The organism is Sphingomonas sp. BK235, assembly GCF_004345855.1.
Classification (GTDB): Bacteria; Pseudomonadota; Alphaproteobacteria; order Sphingomonadales; family Sphingomonadaceae; genus Sphingomonas.
Map to the genome: position 1 here is coordinate 151,208 of NZ_SLXN01000006.1, position 16,295 is coordinate 167,502.

The window sequence follows — 16,295 nt, forward strand, 5'->3', positions numbered from 1 at the left end:
TCAGCCCGCGATCGACTGGGCGAGGCCGAGATACCATTCGGTCAGCGCCTGCGCCGGCGGCGCCACCAGCCGCTGGACGATGTTGGCGCCCGGCACGATCGACGGCAGCACCAGCAGCAGCAGGATGAACAGCAGCAGGCCATATCTCGCGAGCTGGTCCCAGCGCTGCGCCAGCCGCTCGGGCAGCAGCCCGGCGACGACGTGCCCGCCGTCGAACGGCGGCAGCGGGATCAGGTTGAAGATCGCGAGGAAGACGTTGATGATCACGAAGTTGAGCAGGTTGGCCGCGACGAAGGCGGTGAGGCTGCCGGGCTGGATGCCGTAGAGGCTGGGGGTGAGCGCGCCGAGCAGCACCGCGCCGACCAGCGCGAGCACGAGGTTCGACCCCGGCCCGGCGAGCGCCACCAGCATCATGTCGCGCCGCGGATGGGGCAGGCGGCGCGAGTCGACCGGCACCGGCTTGGCCCAGCCGAACACCGGCGCCTTGGCGAGCGCGAGCAGCAGCGGCAGCACCACGGTGCCGACGGGGTCGACGTGGCGCAGCGGGTTGAGCGACAGCCGGCGCTGCTCGGCGGCGGTGGGGTCGCCGAGCGCGCGCGCGGCGAGGCCGTGGCTCACCTCGTGGAAGACGATCGCGAGCACCAGCGGGATGATCCACACTGCCGCCCGCCAGATGATGCCGCTGGGGTCCATGCGGTGCGAGATAGGCGAGGGAGGGCGTCACGGCTAGCGTGTGTTCCATCTCCTTCGAACCAGCGGGGCGCTCCTGCGGCCGCGAGACTTCTGCAAAAGTGACGCAACCTTCCCTCCGTCATCCCGGACTTGTTCCGGGATCCACTTCACCGCGAGAGCAACGTGCGATAATTTCGCGGGACGGTGGATCCCGGAACAAGTCCGGGATGACGGGGGGCAAAGGTTCCGCGGACGCAGGAGCCAAGAGCGTCAGGCTCGCGGCCCCGGGCTCCCGTGTCCGCCGGAGCACCGGTCATTGGGGGTAGTCCGGACTATGAGGCGGCCGGCGCGTCCCGATCGAACACGGTAACGCGCTTGCCGGGATGTTCGCGATAATGCGCCAGCCGCGTCTCGAGCGTGCCGAGGTGGATCTCCAGCCTGTGGCCGTCGGGATCGAGGAAATAGGTCGACGCGCCCTCGCTGCGATCGGTCTTCCAGATCACGCACTCAGCCGTCAGGCGCGCGCTGAGTGCCGCATAGTCCGCCTCGGCCACGCTGAAGGCGAGATGGGTGTAGTCGGCGTGCGGCGCCGTGCGCGCGGCGTCATCGTGGAGCAGGCACAGCCACAGCGTGCCCGCCTCGACATAGGCACCCTCCGCCCAGCGCGCGCGCACGGTGCACCCCAGCACGTCGCGGTAGAAGGCGAGCGAGCGCGCCACGTCGCTGACCGCGAGCGTGACATGGTTGATGCCGGTCACCCGCTGGATCGGCGGGGCGCTCACCCCTCCGCCAGTGCCGCGCTGAAATGGCGGCGGCACAGCGCGACATAGCGGTCGTTGCCGCCGATCTCGGTCTGGCGCCCGGCGGTGACCGGGCGGCCGTCGGCGTCGACGCGCAGGTTCATCGTCGCCTTGCGCCCGCAGGCGCACACCGACTTGATCTCCTCCAGCGAGTCCGCGAGCGCGAGCAGCCGCGCCGAGCCGGCGAAGAGCTTGCCGAGGAAATCGGTGCGCAGGCCATAAGCGAGCACGGGCACGTCCTCGACGTCGGCGAGCCAGGCGAGCTGGTCGACCTGCGCCGCGGTGAGGAACTGCGCCTCGTCCACCAGCACGCACGCCAGCGGCGCGCGCGCGTGCTCGGCCGCGACCAATGCGGCGAGATCGGTCGCGGCGTCGAACATCGTCGCGGGCGCGGTGAGGCCGATCCGGGAGGTGATGGTGCCCGCGGCGAAGCGATCGTCCACCGCGGCGGTGAACAGCATCGTGCGCATGCCGCGCTCGCGATAGTTGAAATCGGCCTGGAGCAGGTTGGTCGACTTCCCCGCGTTCATGCTGGCATAGTAGAAATACAGCTTGGCCATCAGGCGAGCGTCTCGATCGAAAGCGGGGCGTCGGTGCCGGCGTGGCGAACGAGGCGTCGGTCGAAGGTGACGAACGCGCGGGCGCTCACCGAGGCGACCAGGTGGAGCATGTCCGGGAGGTCACCGCCGGCGGCATGGCGGGTGAGCGCCCACCGCACGCCCTGCTCGTGCTCGACGGTAACATGCTCGAGCGCGATGAGCGTGATGAGGGCGGCGTTCAGCGCGGCGCGATCGAACGCGTAGCGCTGCCGCAGCACCCAGGCGAGCTCGATCAGAACGGTGAGGGTGATCAACGTCGGCGCGGACAGTACCGCGTCGGCGAGCGCGGCTTGGCGCTCGTCGTCGCGCGTCAACCAACGGACCAGGACATTAGCGTCGACGGATCTCACCGCGTGCGACGGTCCCGCTCGGCTATGGCTTCCGCGATCGCCTCGTCCATCTCCTCCAGCGTAACCGGTGGGCCGCTATGCGTGTAGATCGCGCGCATCCGCTCCACCGCTTCCGCGACGCTGAGATGCTTGTGCGCCCGGCGCGGCCGCAGCAGCACGCCGTCGCCGGCGTCGACCACCTCTAGGTCGAGCCCCGGCGCCCAGCCTTTCAGATCGCGGATCGCCTTGGGCACCACGACCTGGCCCTTGTCCGACAGTCGCGTGACCGCGTTCATGCCGGTAAGATGCGTCTTACCGGCACTCCGGTCAATCGTCGCCACTCTCGGCGGGAAGGTCGCGCGCCACCTCGGGCCGGCGCAGCAGCGAGTCGATGTGGCTGCCCTCGTCAAAGCTCTCGTCCGCTAGGAATTTCAGCCGCGCGGCATATTTCATCTTCACGCGATGAGCGACCTCGCGCTGGAGATAGGCGGTGTTGGTGCGCAGCGCCTTGAGCACCGCTTCCTCGTCCTTGCCGAGCAGCGGCTTCACGAACACGGTGGCGTGGCGCAGGTCGGGCGACATGCGCACCTCGGTGACGCTGACCATGTGGCTGGCGAGCGTCTCGTCGTGAACGTCGCCACGCTGGAGGATCTCGGACAGGATATGACGAACCTGCTCGCCGACGCGCAGCGTGCGGACCGAGCGTTCGCCGCTCTGCTCATTCATCGTCATCACCGTCGACAGGGGTGAAGAAGGTCAGCCGGTTGTGCGACGGATCGTGGACGCCGATCTCCAGCGTCCCCCATGGCATCCGCTGCGGCTCGCCCGGACGCGCGTTCTCGAACCCGCGCGCGCGCAGCGCCGCGGCATAGGCCACGACATCGTCGCACGCGATCCGAACCGACGCGCCCGGCGCACCATCACCGTAATGTTCCGACAGGTGCAGCGTACAATCGCCGGACGCGACGCCCATGTAGAGCGGCATCCCCGGCTCGAACCGGTGCTCGAACACCAATTCGAAGCCGAGGAAATCCAGATAGAACGCCCGCGTTCGCGCCGCATCGAAGCTGCGCAAGACGGGGGTGACCGTACCGAGCGTCGCCATCCCTTACAGCGTGCGCTCGCGCAGCTCGACCTCGTACGTCTCGAGATAGTCGCCGGCCTTGATGTCGACGAAGTTCTGCGAGAACGTCACGCCGCACTCCAGGCCCGCGCGCACCTCCGGTACGTCGTCCTTGAAGCGGCGCAGCGACGCGATCTCACCCTGGTAGATGATGACGTCGTTGCGCGTGATGCGCGCCTTGAGCGCCTTGCGGATGACACCCTCGGTGACGAGCAGACCCGCCGCCTTGCCGTGCTTGCCCGCGGAGAAGACCTCGCGGATCTCGGCGCGGCCGACCACCGTCTCGAACGCCTCCGGCCCGAGCTCGCCCGCCATGCCGGCGCGGATCTCGTCGATCAGGTCGTAGATGACGTCGTAATATTTCAGCGCCACCTTCTGCCGTTCGGCGATCTCGCGCGCCTTGGCATTGGCGCGGACGTGGAAGCCGATGATCGGCGCTCCCGACGCACCCGCCAGCGTCACGTCGCTCTCGGTGATCCCGCCGACGCCCGAGTGCAGCACCCGCGCCTTGATGAGATCGGTCGAGATCTTGTTGATCGACGCGACGATCGCCTCGACCGTGCCCTGCGTGTCGGCCTTCACCACGAGCGGATACTCGATCGCGGCGTTGGCGCGCAGCGCCGAGAACATGTTCTCGAGGCTGGTCGGCGCCGCGGTGGTGCGCTTCTGGAGCAGCACGCTCTGGCGGTACTCGGCCACCTCGCGCGCGCGCGCCTCGTTCTCGACCACCTGGAGCTGGTCACCGGCCGACGGCGTGCCCGACAGGCCGAGCACCTCCACCGGCATCGACGGACCTGCCTGCTTGAGCTGGCGCCCCTTGTCGTCGACCAGCGCGCGGACCTTGCCGCTCTCGGCGCCCACGACGAAGACGTCGCCGACCTTGAGCGTGCCGCGCGTGACCAGCACCGTGGCGACCGGGCCGCGGCCCTTGTCGAGCTTCGCCTCGATCACGCTGCCCTCGGCGGCGCGATCGGGGTTGGCGGTGAGGTCGAGCAGCTCGGCCTGGAGCTGGATCTTGTCGATCAGCTCGTCGAGACCGGTCTTCTTGAGCGCGGAGACCTCGACGTCCTGTGTCTCGCCGCCCATCATCTCGACCTGGACGTCATGCTCGAGCAGACGCTCGCGCACGCGCTGCGGGTTGGCATCGTGCTTGTCGATCTTATTGATCGCCACGATCATCGGCTTGCCCGCCGCCTTGGTGTGGTTGATCGCCTCGATCGTCTGCGGCATCAGCCCGTCGTCGGCGGCGACCACCAGCACCACGATGTCGGTCACGTCCGCGCCACGCGCGCGCATCGCGGTGAAGGCCTCGTGGCCCGGCGTGTCGAGGAAGGTGATCTTCGACTTGTCCTTCAGCGTCACCTGATAGGCGCCGATATGCTGCGTGATGCCGCCCGACTCGCCCTTGGCGACGTCGGTGCCGCGCAGCGCGTCGAGCAGGCTGGTCTTGCCGTGATCGACATGGCCCATGATCGTGACGACCGGGGGACGCGGCTGGAGCTGGTCCGGCGAGTCCGCGGTGGTGTCGAGCGCGAGATCGACGTCCGAGTCGGAGACGCGCACGATATTGTGGCCGAACTCGGTCACCAGCAGCTCGGCGGTGTCCTGGTCGATCGTCTGGGTCATGGTGACGGGCATGCCCATCTTGAACAGCGTCTTGACCAGATCGGCGCCGCGCTCGGCCATGCGGTTGGCGAGCTCCTGCACGGTGATCGCCTCGGGCACCTGGACGTCGCGGACCTGCTTGGCCTGCGGCTCGCGCGGGCCGGAGAAGCCACGCTTCTCCTTCTCGCGGGCACGCTTCAGCGCGGCGAGGCTGCGCGCGCGCGCGCCGTCCTCGTTGAGCGCGCGCGTGACGGTCAGCTTGCCGCCGCGGCGCTCGTCGCCCTTGCGGTCGCGCTGCTGCGGCCGCGCCGGCGCGGCGTTGCGCGGCGTCGCCTGGCCACTCGGCAGGCTGCGCGAGGCGCCGCCCGACGCACCGCCGCCCGTGGCCGGGGCGCTCGCGGTGGGAGCCGGCGCCGGCTTGGGCTCGGGCTTGGGCTGCGGCTTGGGGATCTCGGGGCGGGCGACCGGCGAGAAGCGGCGCGGCGCCGGCATCGCCGGGTCGCGGCCCAGCTCGAGCACCGGCGGCGGGGGCGGCGGCGCCGCGGGCGTGGGGGCCGGGGCAGGAGCCGGGCGCGACTCCGCGACCGGCTCGGCCGCCTGCGCGGGCGCGCTCGGTGCCTCGCTGGCGGGCGCCTCGGCCGCAGGTGCCGCGGGAGCGGGGGCCTGCGTCGGCTCCGGCGCCGGGGTCACTTGCGGGGCAGGCGCGGCGGCGGCGGCACGCGCCTCGGCTTCGGCGCGCGCGCGCTCCTCGACGCGGCGACGCTCGTCCTCGGCCGCGCGCTGGCGCTCGGCCTCCTCGCGGCGGCGCGCTTCCTCCAGCGCGTGCATGCGCTGGTCCTCGGCCTCGCGCAGCAGGCGCGCCTGCCGCTCCTGCGCGGTCTCGTTGGAGACCGGCGGGCGCGGGGCGGGGCGCGCCGGCGCGGGCGCGGGAGTGGCCGCGACCGGCTCGGGCGCCGGCGCCGGCGTCGGCTCGGGCGTGCCCTGCGGACCGAGCACGCGGCGACGCTTCACCTCGACCACCACCGTATTGCTACGGCCGTGGCTGAAGCTCTGCTTCACCTTGCCGGTCTCGACCGTGCGCTTCAGCCCCAGCGGCGCGCGCATCCCGAGTTTCGGCTTGTCGTTGTCGGTCTCGCTCACTCAAATTCCTCGTGCAATCTCACGGCCGAAGCGGGCCCGGCGGTGCCGGGCGCCGATGCGCCTTGCGCGGCCGTAGCGCAAGGTGCGGAGGTCAGTTCAGGGCCGATAAAGTGCAGCCAGCGATCGAGCGCTTCGCCCAATCGTCCGGCCGCGGTGCGGTCTATGACGCCGATGTGTACCACATTCTCGCGGCCCAGCGCCAACGACAATATGGGGCGCTCGACCGGCAACGCCAAGCCCTTGAGGTCACTTCCTTCGCGATCGCTGCCGACGCGCCACGCCTGCGCCAGCTTGCGGCGCCCGTCCTCGCTCGCGTCAGCGGCGTGGTAGAGCGCGTGGAGCTTGCCCGAGCGCGCCGCGGTCTCGATCCGCTCGGCGCCGGTCGCGATCGTGCCGGCGCGCGCCTCGAGCCCGAGTCGATCGAGCGCGTTGCGCTCCAGCGCGGCGGCGATCAGGTCGGGCAGGTCGTCGGGGACGGTCAGCTCGCCGGTCTTGAACGCGCGCGCGAGCGCGCCGCGCAGCTTGCCCTTGGCGATCGCCTGTTCGAGTTCGGGACGCGCGACGCCGATCCACGCGCCGCGCCCGGGCGCCTTGGCGCGCACGTCGGGCAGCACGCGCCCGTCCGGCGCGAGCGCGAGGCGGATGAGCCGCGCCGGATCGGCACGCTCGCGCGTGAGGATGCAGGAGCGGACGGCGTCGCTCATGCGGCGGGCTCCTTGAAGGCAAAGGGTTGCACTCGCCGTTCGCCAATCCCCGTCATCCCGAGCTTGACCCGGGATCCATGGCGCCGCGAGCGTTGCGCGCGCGGAAGGATGGATTCCGGCGCAAGGCCGGGATGACTCGGGGGGCGGGTCAGGTGCGACAGCGGCAGCCGTGCGTCTACCTGATGGCTAGCGGTCATTACGGGACGCTCTACGTCGGCGTTACGTCCGACTTGCTCGCGCGCGTGACGCAGCATCGCTCGGGCACGTTCCGCGGCTTCACCGATCGCTACGCCGTGAAGCGGCTGGTCTGGTACGAGCTCGCCGACACAATGGAGGCCGCGATCATCGCCGAGAAGCGGATCAAGCGCTGGCGCCGCGACTGGAAGATCGAGCTGATCGAGCGCGACAATCCGACGTGGAGCGACCTGGCGATCGGTCTCGGCCTGCCGCGGTTGGTGTGATGACGTGGCGAGGGTCGCTCCTCCGCCAATCGTCAATGCGCGCGGCGCCATGGACCCCGGCTCAAGGCCGGGGTGACGACGGGCGGTTAGATTTGGCACGGCAACGCAACTATCCGTCATCCCGGGCCTGACCCGGGATCCATGGTACCGCGAGCGCAATGCCCGCGGTGTGCGCAACGCGCATCCGCCCCGCCCGCCACCGAAGGCGACGCGGGCTAGGAACCGACGCTGCCCCAGGCCGCCTAGAGTCTCATTGCCCAGGTGCCGCATGCGCGTCTCCCTGGCTGGAAGACGCGGCACCCGCCGCGCCCGCGTCGCGGTCGGCGAGCAATTGCCCGCCCGCGCCGTAATTCTCGGTCGACACTTCCTCGATCACGACCTGCACCGCGGCCGGGTTCTTGCCCAGCCGCGTCACCAGCGAGGCCGTGACATCCGCCACGATCCCCGCCTTCTGCTCGCGCGTCGCGCTGCCCGCCAATCGGATCGAGACGAACGGCATCAGGCCTGCGTCTCCTGCTCGGCGCTCTCGTCACCGGAATTGTCCGCCTCGGCCGACCCGTCCTCGTCCTCGAACCAGTGCGCGCGCGCGGCCATGATGATCTCATTACCCTGCTCGTCGCTCAGCCCGTACTCGCCGAGCACGCCGCCGTTGCCGCGGCCGTCGTTGCGCGAGTCGCGGCGCGGCGCGTCGTCGTTGCGGCGGCGCGGCTCGGCGCGCTTCTTCTCGACCAGCTCGTCGGTGGCAAGGTCCGCCAGATCGTCGAGCGTCTTGATCCCCGCCTTGCCGAGCGTGACCAGCATCGCCTCGGTCAGATAGGGCAGCTCGGCCAGCGCGTCCTCGACGCCCAAAGCCTGGCGCTCCTCGCGCGCGGCCTGTTCGCGGCGGTCGAGCGCCTCCTGCGCACGGCTCTGCAGCTCCTGCGCCAGATCCTCGTCGAAGCCCTCGATCCCGGCGAGCTCGTCGAGCTCGACATAGGCGACCTCTTCCAGCGCGCCGAAGCCCTCGGCCACCAGCAGCTGCGCCAGCGTCTCGTCGACGTCGAGCTCGTTCTGGAACAGCTCGGAGTTCTTCACGAACTCCTGCTGGCGCTTCTCGCTGGCGTCGGTCTCGGTGAGGATGTCGATCGCCTTGGCGGTGAGCTGCGAGGCGAGGCGAACGTTCTGGCCGCGGCGGCCGATCGCGAGGCTCAGCTGATCGTCGGGGACGACCACCTCGATGCGATCCTCTTCCTCGTCGATCACGACGCGCGCGACGTTCGCCGGCTGGAGCGCGTTGACGACGAAGGTCGCGGTGTCGGGCGACCAGGGGATGATGTCGATCTTCTCCCCCTGCATCTCCTGCACCACCGCCTGAACGCGGCTGCCCTTCATGCCGACGCAGGCGCCGACCGGGTCGATGCTGGAATCGTGCGAGATCACGCCGATCTTGGCGCGGCTGCCCGGGTCGCGCGCGGCTGCCTTGATCTCGATGATGCCGTCGTAGATCTCGGGCACTTCCTGCGCGAACAGCTTCTTCATGAAGTCGGGGTGCGCGCGGCTGAGGAAGATCTGCGGGCCGCGGTTCTCGCGCACCACCTTGAGGATCAGCGAGCGGATGCGGTCGTTGACGCGCACCACCTCGCGCGGGATCTGCGCGTCACGACGGATCACGCCCTCGGCGCGGCCGAGGTCGACCACGATATGACCGAACTCGACCCGCTTGACGACGCCGGTGATGATCTCGCCGGCGCGGTCCTTGAACTCCTCATACTGGCGCTCGCGCTCGGCGTCGCGCACCTTCTGGAAGATCGTCTGCTTGGCGGCCTGCGCCTGGATGCGGCCGAACTCGATCGGGGGCAGCGGGTCGACCAGATAGTCGCCGACGCTCGCGCCCGGCTGGAGCTTCTGCGCGCCGGCGACGTCGACCTGCTTGTAGATGTCGTCGACCAGCTCGACCACCTCGACGACGCGCCACAGCCGCAGGTCGCCGTTGTTGGGATCGAGCTTGGCGCGGATGTCCATCTCCTGGCCGTAGCGCGTGCGCGCGGCGCGCTGGATCGCGTCCTCCATCGCCTCGATGACGATCGCCTTGTCGATCATCTTCTCCGACGCGACCGAGTTGGCGATCGCGATCAGCTCGGCACGGTTGGCGGTGACCCCGGTGGCCATCAGTTCGATTCCTCTTCTTCGGTATCGGCGTCCGCGTCCGCGGACATGTCTTCTATCTCTTCGTCGGCGCCCTCCATCGAGAGCGGCACGGTCGCGGCGATCAGCCGGTCGGTGAGCACCAGCTTGGCGTCGGCGATCAGCGCGAAGGGCACGCGCGCCAGCTCGTGCGTGCGCGCGTGGCGGATCGCGATCTGGCCGTCGGCGTCGATCCCTTCCAGATCGCCCTTGAACTGCTTCTGCCCCTCGACCGGCTCGGTGAGCACGATGCGCGCCTCATGGCCGGCCCAGTCGGTGAAATCCTGCCGGCGCGTCAGCGGCCGGTCGATGCCGGGCGACGACACCTCGAGCCGATACGCGCCCTCGATCGGGTCGCGCCCCTCGGCCTCGAGCTGGTCGAGCAGGTCGGACAGCCGTCGCGACAGTTCGGCGCAGTCGTCGATGGTGAGCTGGCGCGTGTCGGGGCGCTCGGCCATCACCTGGAGCGTGCGCTCGTCGCCCCCATTGCCCGACCTTGCGCCGAACAGCCGCACGCGCACCAGCGCGAAGCCGAGCGCCTGCGCCTCGGGTTCGACCAGTCGGTAGAGGGAATCGTTGTCGCTCAAATGCACCTGCCGGACATGCGTTGGTTGCCGCCGCGGAGCGAGCCCCGCAGCCCCTTGCACCTCGCGATGTAAGAGAAAGCACAGCGGATATAGCGCCGTCGCGCCGCGCTCGCAAGCGGTGCGCGGCGCCGGCGCTCAATAGGGCGGCGCGCGGCGCGCGTGCTGCGCCTTGGCGGCCTCCGCCCACCAGGCGAGATCGTCGGCGAAGCGGCTGAACTGCCGCTCCAGCGACTCGCCGGCGGGGCCGGTCGGGCGCGCCTCGGCGTCGAGCGTCTGCGTCACGGGGCCGACCACCAGGGTGCTGGGGATCACGGGCATGCCCATCTCGGGCAGGATCGCGTACCAGGCCGCGTTGCTGCGCGCGCCGCCGAGCCGCCCGGCGGAATAGCTGGCGATCGCGGCGGGCCGCCAGAACCATTCCTCGAGGAAATGGTCGGTGAGGTTCTTGAGCCCGGGCTGCGGCCCCCAATTATACTCGCCCGCGACGAACACGAAGGCGTCGGCGTCGCGGATCTGCTGCGCCAGCGCGGCCATGGCGGGCGGGGCGGTGCCCTCGGCATATTCCTTGTACATCCGGTCGAGCAGCGGCAGGCCCACCGCCTTGGCATCGACCAGCGTCGGCGCGTCGCCGCGCGCGGCGAAGCGATCGACCAGATAGCGTGCGAGCCGGATACCGGCGCGGTCGGCGCGATAAGAACCGTAGAAGATCAGGACGTTCATCGCCTTCTCCTGCCGCCGCGCCGGCCGCGGGTAAAGGGGCGGTGGCGCGTCGCGCGCGCACGCGCTAACCGGCGCGCGATGACCGATCTGCCGCACCGTCTCCATCTCTCCACCGACGCACTGGTGGACAATTGGCGCGCGCTGTCGCGGCGGAGCGGCGCGGCGTCGTGCGGCGCGGCGGTGAAGGCCGATGGCTATGGGCTGGGCGCCGCGGCGGTCGCGGTGCGGCTCGCCGCCGCGGGCTGTCGCGACGTCTTCGTCGCGACCTGGGCGGAGGCTGCGGCGCTACTTCCCGCGCTGGCGGGGACCGGCGCGCGCGTCGCGGTGCTCCATGGCGTGCGCGCGGGCGACCTGTCGCTGGCGGTGGGGTCACCCGCGCGACCCGTGCTGAGCAGCGCGGCGCAGGTGGCGCGCTGGCGCGCGGCGGGGGGCGGCGCGTGCGACGTGATGGTCGATACCGGGATGAACCGGCTCGGCGTCAGCGCGGAGGAGATCGGCGCGGGGCTGCTCGACGGGCTGTCGATCGACACGCTGATGAGCCACCTCGCCTGTGCCGACGAGCCGGGCCATCCGCTGAACGCCGCGCAGCGCGCGCGCTTCGCCGCACTGGCGGGCCGTACCGCCGCACGCCGGCTGAGCCTCGCCAATTCGGCGGGCATCGCGCTCGGGGCGGACTATCATTTCGACCTCACGCGGCCGGGGATCGCGCTGTACGGCGGCGTGCCCACGCCGGCGCTGGCCGACGCGGTGCGCCCGGTCGCGACCATCGCGGCGGAAGTACTCCAGCGCCGCCGCGTCCGCGCCGGCGAGACCGTGGGCTATAACGCTACCTGGCGCGCGCCGGCCGACACGAACGTGGTGATCGCCAACCTCGGCTATGCGGACGGCTATTACCGCGCCTTCTCCGATCGCGGACGCGCGCGCTGGGGCGACGACGTGCTGCCGGTGGTGGGGCGCGTGTCGATGGACCTGGTCGCGCTCGACGCGGGGGCGAGCGCGGTGGACGAGGGCGACTGGCTGCGCTTCGATCCCGACCTGCCCGCGATGGCGGCGGCGACCGGCACGAGCCAGTATGAGCTGCTCACCGGACTGGGACGGCGGTTCGAGCGTCGCTGGGAATAGCCGCCGCCGCTCAGCCCGCGCCGCGCAGCCAGTCGACCAGCGGATCGTAGAGCAGCGCGCGCGCGCCACCTCCCACCATCATGCCGACATGGCCCGCACCGACGTCGCGCCGATCGGCCAGGCCCGCCGCCGTCGCCGCGGGCACGATGCGATCGCGCAGCGAGACGAACTCGACCGCGCGGCAGGCCAGCGCGGCGGGGTCGATCGTCACGCCGCCGACCTGCCACGCCGCCTGGCCGCTCGCATCCTCGGCCACCAGCGTGCCGAACAACTCGGCGCCCGCGGCGTAGGTCAGCGGCGCCCCCGCGTTGGCCCAATCCTCCAGCAGCACGAAGCGCGCGAGCGTGGCGGGGTCAGCGGTCGCGAGCGCCGCATATTTGGCGACGGTGCGGGCGGGATCGAGCTGCCAGAAGCCCGCCTGGAGCACCTCCATCGGCAGCAGCCCGAGCGCGCGACACGCCGGCTCGGCGCGCGCCCATTGTGCGCCCATCGCGCCGCGCGCCGTCGCGCCATAGCCCGCGAAGCGCCACGGCGCCGCGATCGTCGCCACCCCGGCGCAGCGCGCGCCGAGCAGCGCCGCGGCGGCGAGCGCGAGCGTCCCGCCCAGGCAATAGCCGACCAGCAGCGGCGGTCGGTCGAGCTTCGCGATCAGCGGCAGCAGCCGCGCAGTGACGTGCTGCGCGAGGTCGAGCGTCGCGTCGCGCGCGCGCGGGTGGCCCCAGTCGAGCAGCCAGGGCCGGAACCCCGCCGCGGCGAGATGCGCCACCAGCGAGCGACCGGGCGCGAGATCGAGCACGTCGGGCGGGTTGATGAGCGACGGCACCAGCACGACCGGCGGCGCGTCGGGTGCCCCGCCACCGTCACGCAGCCGCGCCGCGCCCTTGCGGAAGCGCACCGGCCGGGCGCGGCGGCGCGTTCGGGGCGCCTCCTGGTAGCGGCGCAAGCCCGCGAGCGCGGCGGCGCGGCGCTCCGGCGATGCTGCGGTCTCGCGGCGCAGCATGTCGAGGAACAGCGGCAGCGGACGCGGCACGTCGCGCGCATGTTGCGACGCGAAAAATTGTGCGGTACCGAAGGGCAGGTCGGTCATGGGGGCTCGCGCGATGAAGAAACAGCAGGGCGACGGCGTGGTCGTCATCAAGAAATACGCCAATCGCCGGCTCTACAATACCGAGAGCTCATCCTACATCACGCTCGAGCACCTCGCGGCGATGACGCGCGCGGGGCGCGAGTTCAAGGTGGTCGACGCCAAGACCGACGAGGACATCACCCACAACGTCCTCACCCAGATCATCATGGAGGAGGAGAGCCGCGGCCAGACGATGCTGCCGGTCAATTTCCTCCGCCAGCTGATCGCGCTGTACGGCGATTCGATGCAGGCGATGGTGCCCGATTATCTCGAAGCCTCGATGGAGAGCTTCCGCCGCAACCAGACGCAGTTCAAGACCGCGGTGGAGGGAGCGTTCGCGGGCTCGCCCTTCGCCGAGATCGCCAAGCGCAACATGGAGATGTTCGAGGCGGCGGCCAATGCCTTCAAACCGGGCGCGGCCGCGGCGGCGGGTGGCGCCGGCACGGCGGGCGGCACCGGGGGCGGCGCGGGCAAGGACGGCGAGATCGCCGCGCTCAAGGCCGAACTGGCGCAGCTGCGCGACAAGGTCGACAAGCTGGGCGACTGATCGCCCGCGCGCGCGGGGGCGGCGATCGGCCGGTGGTTCGAGGAAGGGCGGTTGCTCTTCCCTCATCGTCATCCCGGCCTCGCGCCGGGATCCATCCTTCCGCGCGAGCAACGCCGGCGGTGCTCGCGGCTCCATGGATCCCGGCGCGAGGCCGGGATGACGGGTGGCGCGAGCCGCCTGCGCGACGCTGAACCTGTCAGGTGCGACGATGCCCGGTCATCCTGCGACGCGGCGCAGGCAACCGGGGCGGGGAGACGTCAGGTTTGTCGCTTCTCCGTCACTTCGGCTTGACGAAGCGCAGCGTCATGCGGTCGCTCTCACCGATCGCGGCATATCTGGCGCGGTCCTTGTCCTTCAGCGCATAGCTGGGGGGCAGCGTCCAGACGCCGTCGGGCCAGTCCGCGCTGTCCTTGGGATTGGCGTTGATCTCGGACCGCGCCGCCAGCTTGAACCCGGCCGCGGTGGCGAAGCCGACCACCGAGCTGGTCTTCATATAGCCGCTCTTCTCCTCCGCCGCGGCGGGGCGCGACTCGGGCAGCCGATGTTCCACCACGCCCAGCGTGCCGCCGGGCTTGAGCATCCGGTACATCGCCGCGAACATCGCGCGCGCGCGATCCTCGCCGCCGAACCGCCAATTGTGGACGTTGCGGAAGGTCAGCACCACGTCGGCGCTGCCGTCGGGCACGCCGGTCTGCCCTGCTTCCGCGGGGAAGGCAGCGAGCTTCACCTTGCCGTAGGTGGCGGCGTCCTTGGCCTGGAGCCCGCGCACGCCGTTCAGTCCCTTCTCCCACGGGCCGGCGGCATAATAGCTGCCCGCGCGCGCGGTGAGCGGCGCGAGGATCTCGCTGTACCAGCCGCCGCCCGGCCATACTTCCACCACCGTGTCGCCCGGCTTCACCCCGAAGAAGGCGAGCGTCTGCGCCGGGTGGCGATAGCGGTCGCGCGCGACATTCGCGGCGGTGCGCGTCGGTGCGGCCACCGCGGCGGTGATGGCGGCGGGGACTTGGGGCGTGCTGGCGGCGACCAGTGCCGGTGCGGCGAGCAGCAGGGAGCAGGCGAGACGATGCATGAGCGACGATCCTCCAAAGCCTTAGCGGCCATAACGCGCAGGCTGACGCGGCGGTGAGCGATGCGCAAGTGTCGCTCGCGCTGCTCGCCGGCGCGGCGCTGGTGGTGGCGGTGTTCGCCGGCTGGCGCGCGCACCGCCGCACGCGGCGTAGCGACCCGGACGCGGTGGGCTGGGTCGATTGGACCATGGTGCAGATGGCCGCGCTGATCGCGCTCGCGATCGCCGGCTATGCCGTGCTCAAGGCATGAACGCGGCCATGCGGCGACTCGCCGGAGCCCGCCCGCGCGCGGCTCAGTAGAAGCGGCGCAACGTCAGTACGCGCTCGGCGCCGTCGCACGCGGTCAGCCGCACCGCCCGCCCGGGGGCGGCAGTCGCCCAGCCGGCGAGCGGTGCCGCGGCATAAGCGGGCGTGATCGCGACGCCGTCCACCGCGCAGATCGTGTCGCCCGCGCGCCATCCCGTCGCCGCGGCCGGGCTGCCCCGCATGACGTGAAGCACCTTCAGCCGATCGGCGGCGAGCCCCAGCAGCAGCCCGCTCGTCGACCGCACCGTGGCGGGCGCGGCCGCCGCGCCGCTGCCGAGCAGCATATGCCCCGCACCGGGGTCGAGCAGCACGCGATAGCGTTGCAGGAAGCCCGAGCCGATCCGCCCCGCCACCCCGATCGTGTCGGAGAAGCCGCCCGCGGGCTCCACGCGCACCTCCACCTCGCGCGCGGTGGCGCCGCCCACCAGCAACCGCGGCACGATCGCCAGCTCGCTCACCACCGCGCCGGCGAGCCCGAACGAGACGGTCGTGGTGGTCGGCACCGCGCGCACCGCGGCGCCCGCGGCGGCCCAGCCGGTCGCGCCCAGCGTGATCGACGAGCCGTCGCCGGTGTCGACCACCATCGGACGCAGCCGTGTCCGCCCGAGCGTCACCTCGCTGACATAGACGAGCCGGTCGGGGGCGATCGTCAGCGGCGCGCGCACCCCGGCGAAAGGGAGCCGCCCGCTGCGCAGCAGGCGGAAGCGGCGCGCGGCATAATCGATGTCGAGCGCATAGGCCGCGGTGAGGTCGCGCCCCACCAGCAGGTCGACCGCGGTGGCGCTGCCGGTCGCCGCGGCGGGCAGGTCGGCGACCGCGAGGCTGCCGCCGCGCCGCGTGAGACCGCCGAGCGTGACTGTCGCGGTATCCACCCGGCCGACGTCGACGCTGCCGCCGATCACGGTCGCCTGCCCCTCGGCACGGATTGCGAGACGATGGGTCTGCGCGTAATGGCGCGCCAGCACCGAATAGCTCACCCCGGTGTCGAGCACCGCGGTGATCTCGCGCCCGTCGAGCTGCATCCGGAAACGGATCTGGTTGCCCGGGGTGAGATCGAACGCGACCCAGCGCGCTTCGCTGTCGGAGGCGAGCGTGCTGGTGCCGCTCCACGTGCCGCGCGGCTCGGGCAGAGCGCGCGGCGTCGCCGCGGTCACGACCAGCAGCAGCGGCAGGAACGGGGCGAACGAACGGCGCACGGCGCGCGGTGTAGCGGATCGCCGCGCA

The 16,295-nt window shown here is 71.4% G+C and carries 20 protein-coding genes; 4 read left to right on the forward strand and 16 right to left on the reverse strand.

Features of this window, described 5'->3' with window-relative positions; genetic code table 11:
* From EV292_RS15805 to EV292_RS15845, 9 genes are all read right to left on the reverse strand, one after another.
* The gene (locus EV292_RS15805; protein ID WP_132910208.1) at positions 1-693 is read right to left on the reverse strand and encodes a site-2 protease family protein; all 693 of its coding nucleotides are present in this window, start codon (positions 691-693) and stop codon (positions 1-3) included.
* Between the two features lie 311 nt (positions 694-1,004).
* Positions 1,005-1,430, reverse strand: a complete 426-nt coding sequence (locus EV292_RS15810) for a VOC family protein (RefSeq protein ID WP_132910385.1) — start codon at positions 1,428-1,430, stop codon at positions 1,005-1,007.
* Between the two features lie 20 nt (positions 1,431-1,450).
* The gene (locus EV292_RS15815; RefSeq protein ID WP_132910209.1) at positions 1,451-2,032 is read right to left on the reverse strand and encodes a thymidine kinase; all 582 of its coding nucleotides are present in this window, start codon (positions 2,030-2,032) and stop codon (positions 1,451-1,453) included.
* On the reverse strand, positions 2,032-2,421 hold the full coding sequence (locus EV292_RS15820) for a type II toxin-antitoxin system VapC family toxin (RefSeq protein WP_279432433.1): 390 nt from the start codon (positions 2,419-2,421) through the stop codon (positions 2,032-2,034). Before EV292_RS15820 ends, EV292_RS15815 begins: the two co-directional genes overlap by 1 nt.
* Positions 2,418-2,696, reverse strand: a complete 279-nt coding sequence (locus EV292_RS15825; RefSeq protein WP_132910210.1) for an AbrB/MazE/SpoVT family DNA-binding domain-containing protein — start codon at positions 2,694-2,696, stop codon at positions 2,418-2,420. The genes EV292_RS15820 and EV292_RS15825 overlap by 4 nt, the downstream gene beginning before the upstream one ends.
* 31 nt (positions 2,697-2,727) lie before the next feature.
* On the reverse strand, positions 2,728-3,132 hold the full coding sequence (gene rbfA / locus EV292_RS15830) for a 30S ribosome-binding factor RbfA (protein ID WP_207913445.1): 405 nt from the start codon (positions 3,130-3,132) through the stop codon (positions 2,728-2,730).
* Positions 3,119-3,505, reverse strand: coding sequence for a glyoxalase superfamily protein (locus tag EV292_RS15835; RefSeq protein WP_132910212.1), 387 nt, complete (start codon positions 3,503-3,505; stop codon positions 3,119-3,121). Before EV292_RS15835 ends, rbfA begins: the two co-directional genes overlap by 14 nt.
* A 3-nt stretch (positions 3,506-3,508) precedes the next feature.
* Entirely contained in the window at positions 3,509-6,268 is a 2,760-nt protein-coding gene (infB, locus tag EV292_RS15840) for a translation initiation factor IF-2 (protein ID WP_132910213.1), read from the reverse strand.
* Positions 6,265-6,972 (reverse strand): DUF448 domain-containing protein, encoded by a 708-nt coding sequence (locus tag EV292_RS15845; RefSeq protein WP_132910214.1) that lies wholly within the window; start codon positions 6,970-6,972, stop codon positions 6,265-6,267. Before EV292_RS15845 ends, infB begins: the two co-directional genes overlap by 4 nt.
* Before the next feature lie 131 nt (positions 6,973-7,103).
* Here EV292_RS15845 and EV292_RS15850 point away from each other — a divergent pair, with 131 nt between their 5' ends.
* Entirely contained in the window at positions 7,104-7,433 is a 330-nt protein-coding gene (locus EV292_RS15850) for a GIY-YIG nuclease family protein (protein ID WP_132910215.1), read from the forward strand.
* Positions 7,434-7,683: 250 nt separating this feature from the next.
* Here the strand turns inward: EV292_RS15850 and EV292_RS15855 are convergent, their stop codons facing one another.
* The 4 genes from EV292_RS15855 to EV292_RS15870 form a co-directional block, all read right to left on the reverse strand.
* The gene (locus tag EV292_RS15855; RefSeq protein WP_132910216.1) at positions 7,684-7,932 is read right to left on the reverse strand and encodes a 4-oxalocrotonate tautomerase family protein; all 249 of its coding nucleotides are present in this window, start codon (positions 7,930-7,932) and stop codon (positions 7,684-7,686) included.
* Positions 7,932-9,581: a transcription termination factor NusA gene (gene nusA, locus EV292_RS15860; RefSeq protein WP_132910217.1), complete on the reverse strand. Its 1,650-nt coding sequence runs from the start codon at positions 9,579-9,581 to the stop codon at positions 7,932-7,934. Before nusA ends, EV292_RS15855 begins: the two co-directional genes overlap by 1 nt.
* The gene (gene rimP / locus EV292_RS15865) at positions 9,581-10,183 is read right to left on the reverse strand and encodes a ribosome maturation protein RimP (RefSeq protein WP_132910218.1); all 603 of its coding nucleotides are present in this window, start codon (positions 10,181-10,183) and stop codon (positions 9,581-9,583) included. Before rimP ends, nusA begins: the two co-directional genes overlap by 1 nt.
* A gap of 135 nt (positions 10,184-10,318) precedes the next feature.
* Positions 10,319-10,903: an NAD(P)H-dependent oxidoreductase gene (locus EV292_RS15870; RefSeq protein WP_132910219.1), complete on the reverse strand. Its 585-nt coding sequence runs from the start codon at positions 10,901-10,903 to the stop codon at positions 10,319-10,321.
* Between the two features lie 78 nt (positions 10,904-10,981).
* Between EV292_RS15870 and alr the strand changes: the two genes are divergently transcribed.
* On the forward strand, positions 10,982-12,025 hold the full coding sequence (gene alr, locus EV292_RS15875; protein ID WP_132910220.1) for an alanine racemase: 1,044 nt from the start codon (positions 10,982-10,984) through the stop codon (positions 12,023-12,025).
* Positions 12,026-12,035: 10 nt separating this feature from the next.
* Here the strand turns inward: alr and EV292_RS15880 are convergent, their stop codons facing one another.
* Complete coding sequence (locus EV292_RS15880; RefSeq protein WP_132910221.1) at positions 12,036-13,112, reverse strand: alpha/beta fold hydrolase; 1,077 nt, start codon at positions 13,110-13,112, stop codon at positions 12,036-12,038.
* 13 nt (positions 13,113-13,125) lie between these two features.
* Between EV292_RS15880 and phaR the strand changes: the two genes are divergently transcribed.
* Positions 13,126-13,698: a polyhydroxyalkanoate synthesis repressor PhaR gene (gene phaR / locus EV292_RS15885; RefSeq protein ID WP_132910222.1), complete on the forward strand. Its 573-nt coding sequence runs from the start codon at positions 13,126-13,128 to the stop codon at positions 13,696-13,698.
* Positions 13,699-13,975: 277 nt separating this feature from the next.
* Here the strand turns inward: phaR and EV292_RS15890 are convergent, their stop codons facing one another.
* Positions 13,976-14,767 (reverse strand): methyltransferase domain-containing protein, encoded by a 792-nt coding sequence (locus EV292_RS15890; RefSeq protein ID WP_132910223.1) that lies wholly within the window; start codon positions 14,765-14,767, stop codon positions 13,976-13,978.
* 53 nt (positions 14,768-14,820) lie between these two features.
* Here EV292_RS15890 and EV292_RS15895 point away from each other — a divergent pair, with 53 nt between their 5' ends.
* Entirely contained in the window at positions 14,821-15,015 is a 195-nt protein-coding gene (locus EV292_RS15895) for a hypothetical protein (RefSeq protein ID WP_243693809.1), read from the forward strand.
* Positions 15,016-15,058: 43 nt separating this feature from the next.
* Here the strand turns inward: EV292_RS15895 and EV292_RS15900 are convergent, their stop codons facing one another.
* Positions 15,059-16,267 (reverse strand): aspartyl protease family protein, encoded by a 1,209-nt coding sequence (locus EV292_RS15900; protein ID WP_243693810.1) that lies wholly within the window; start codon positions 16,265-16,267, stop codon positions 15,059-15,061.
* Between the last annotated feature and the right edge of the window lie 28 nt (positions 16,268-16,295).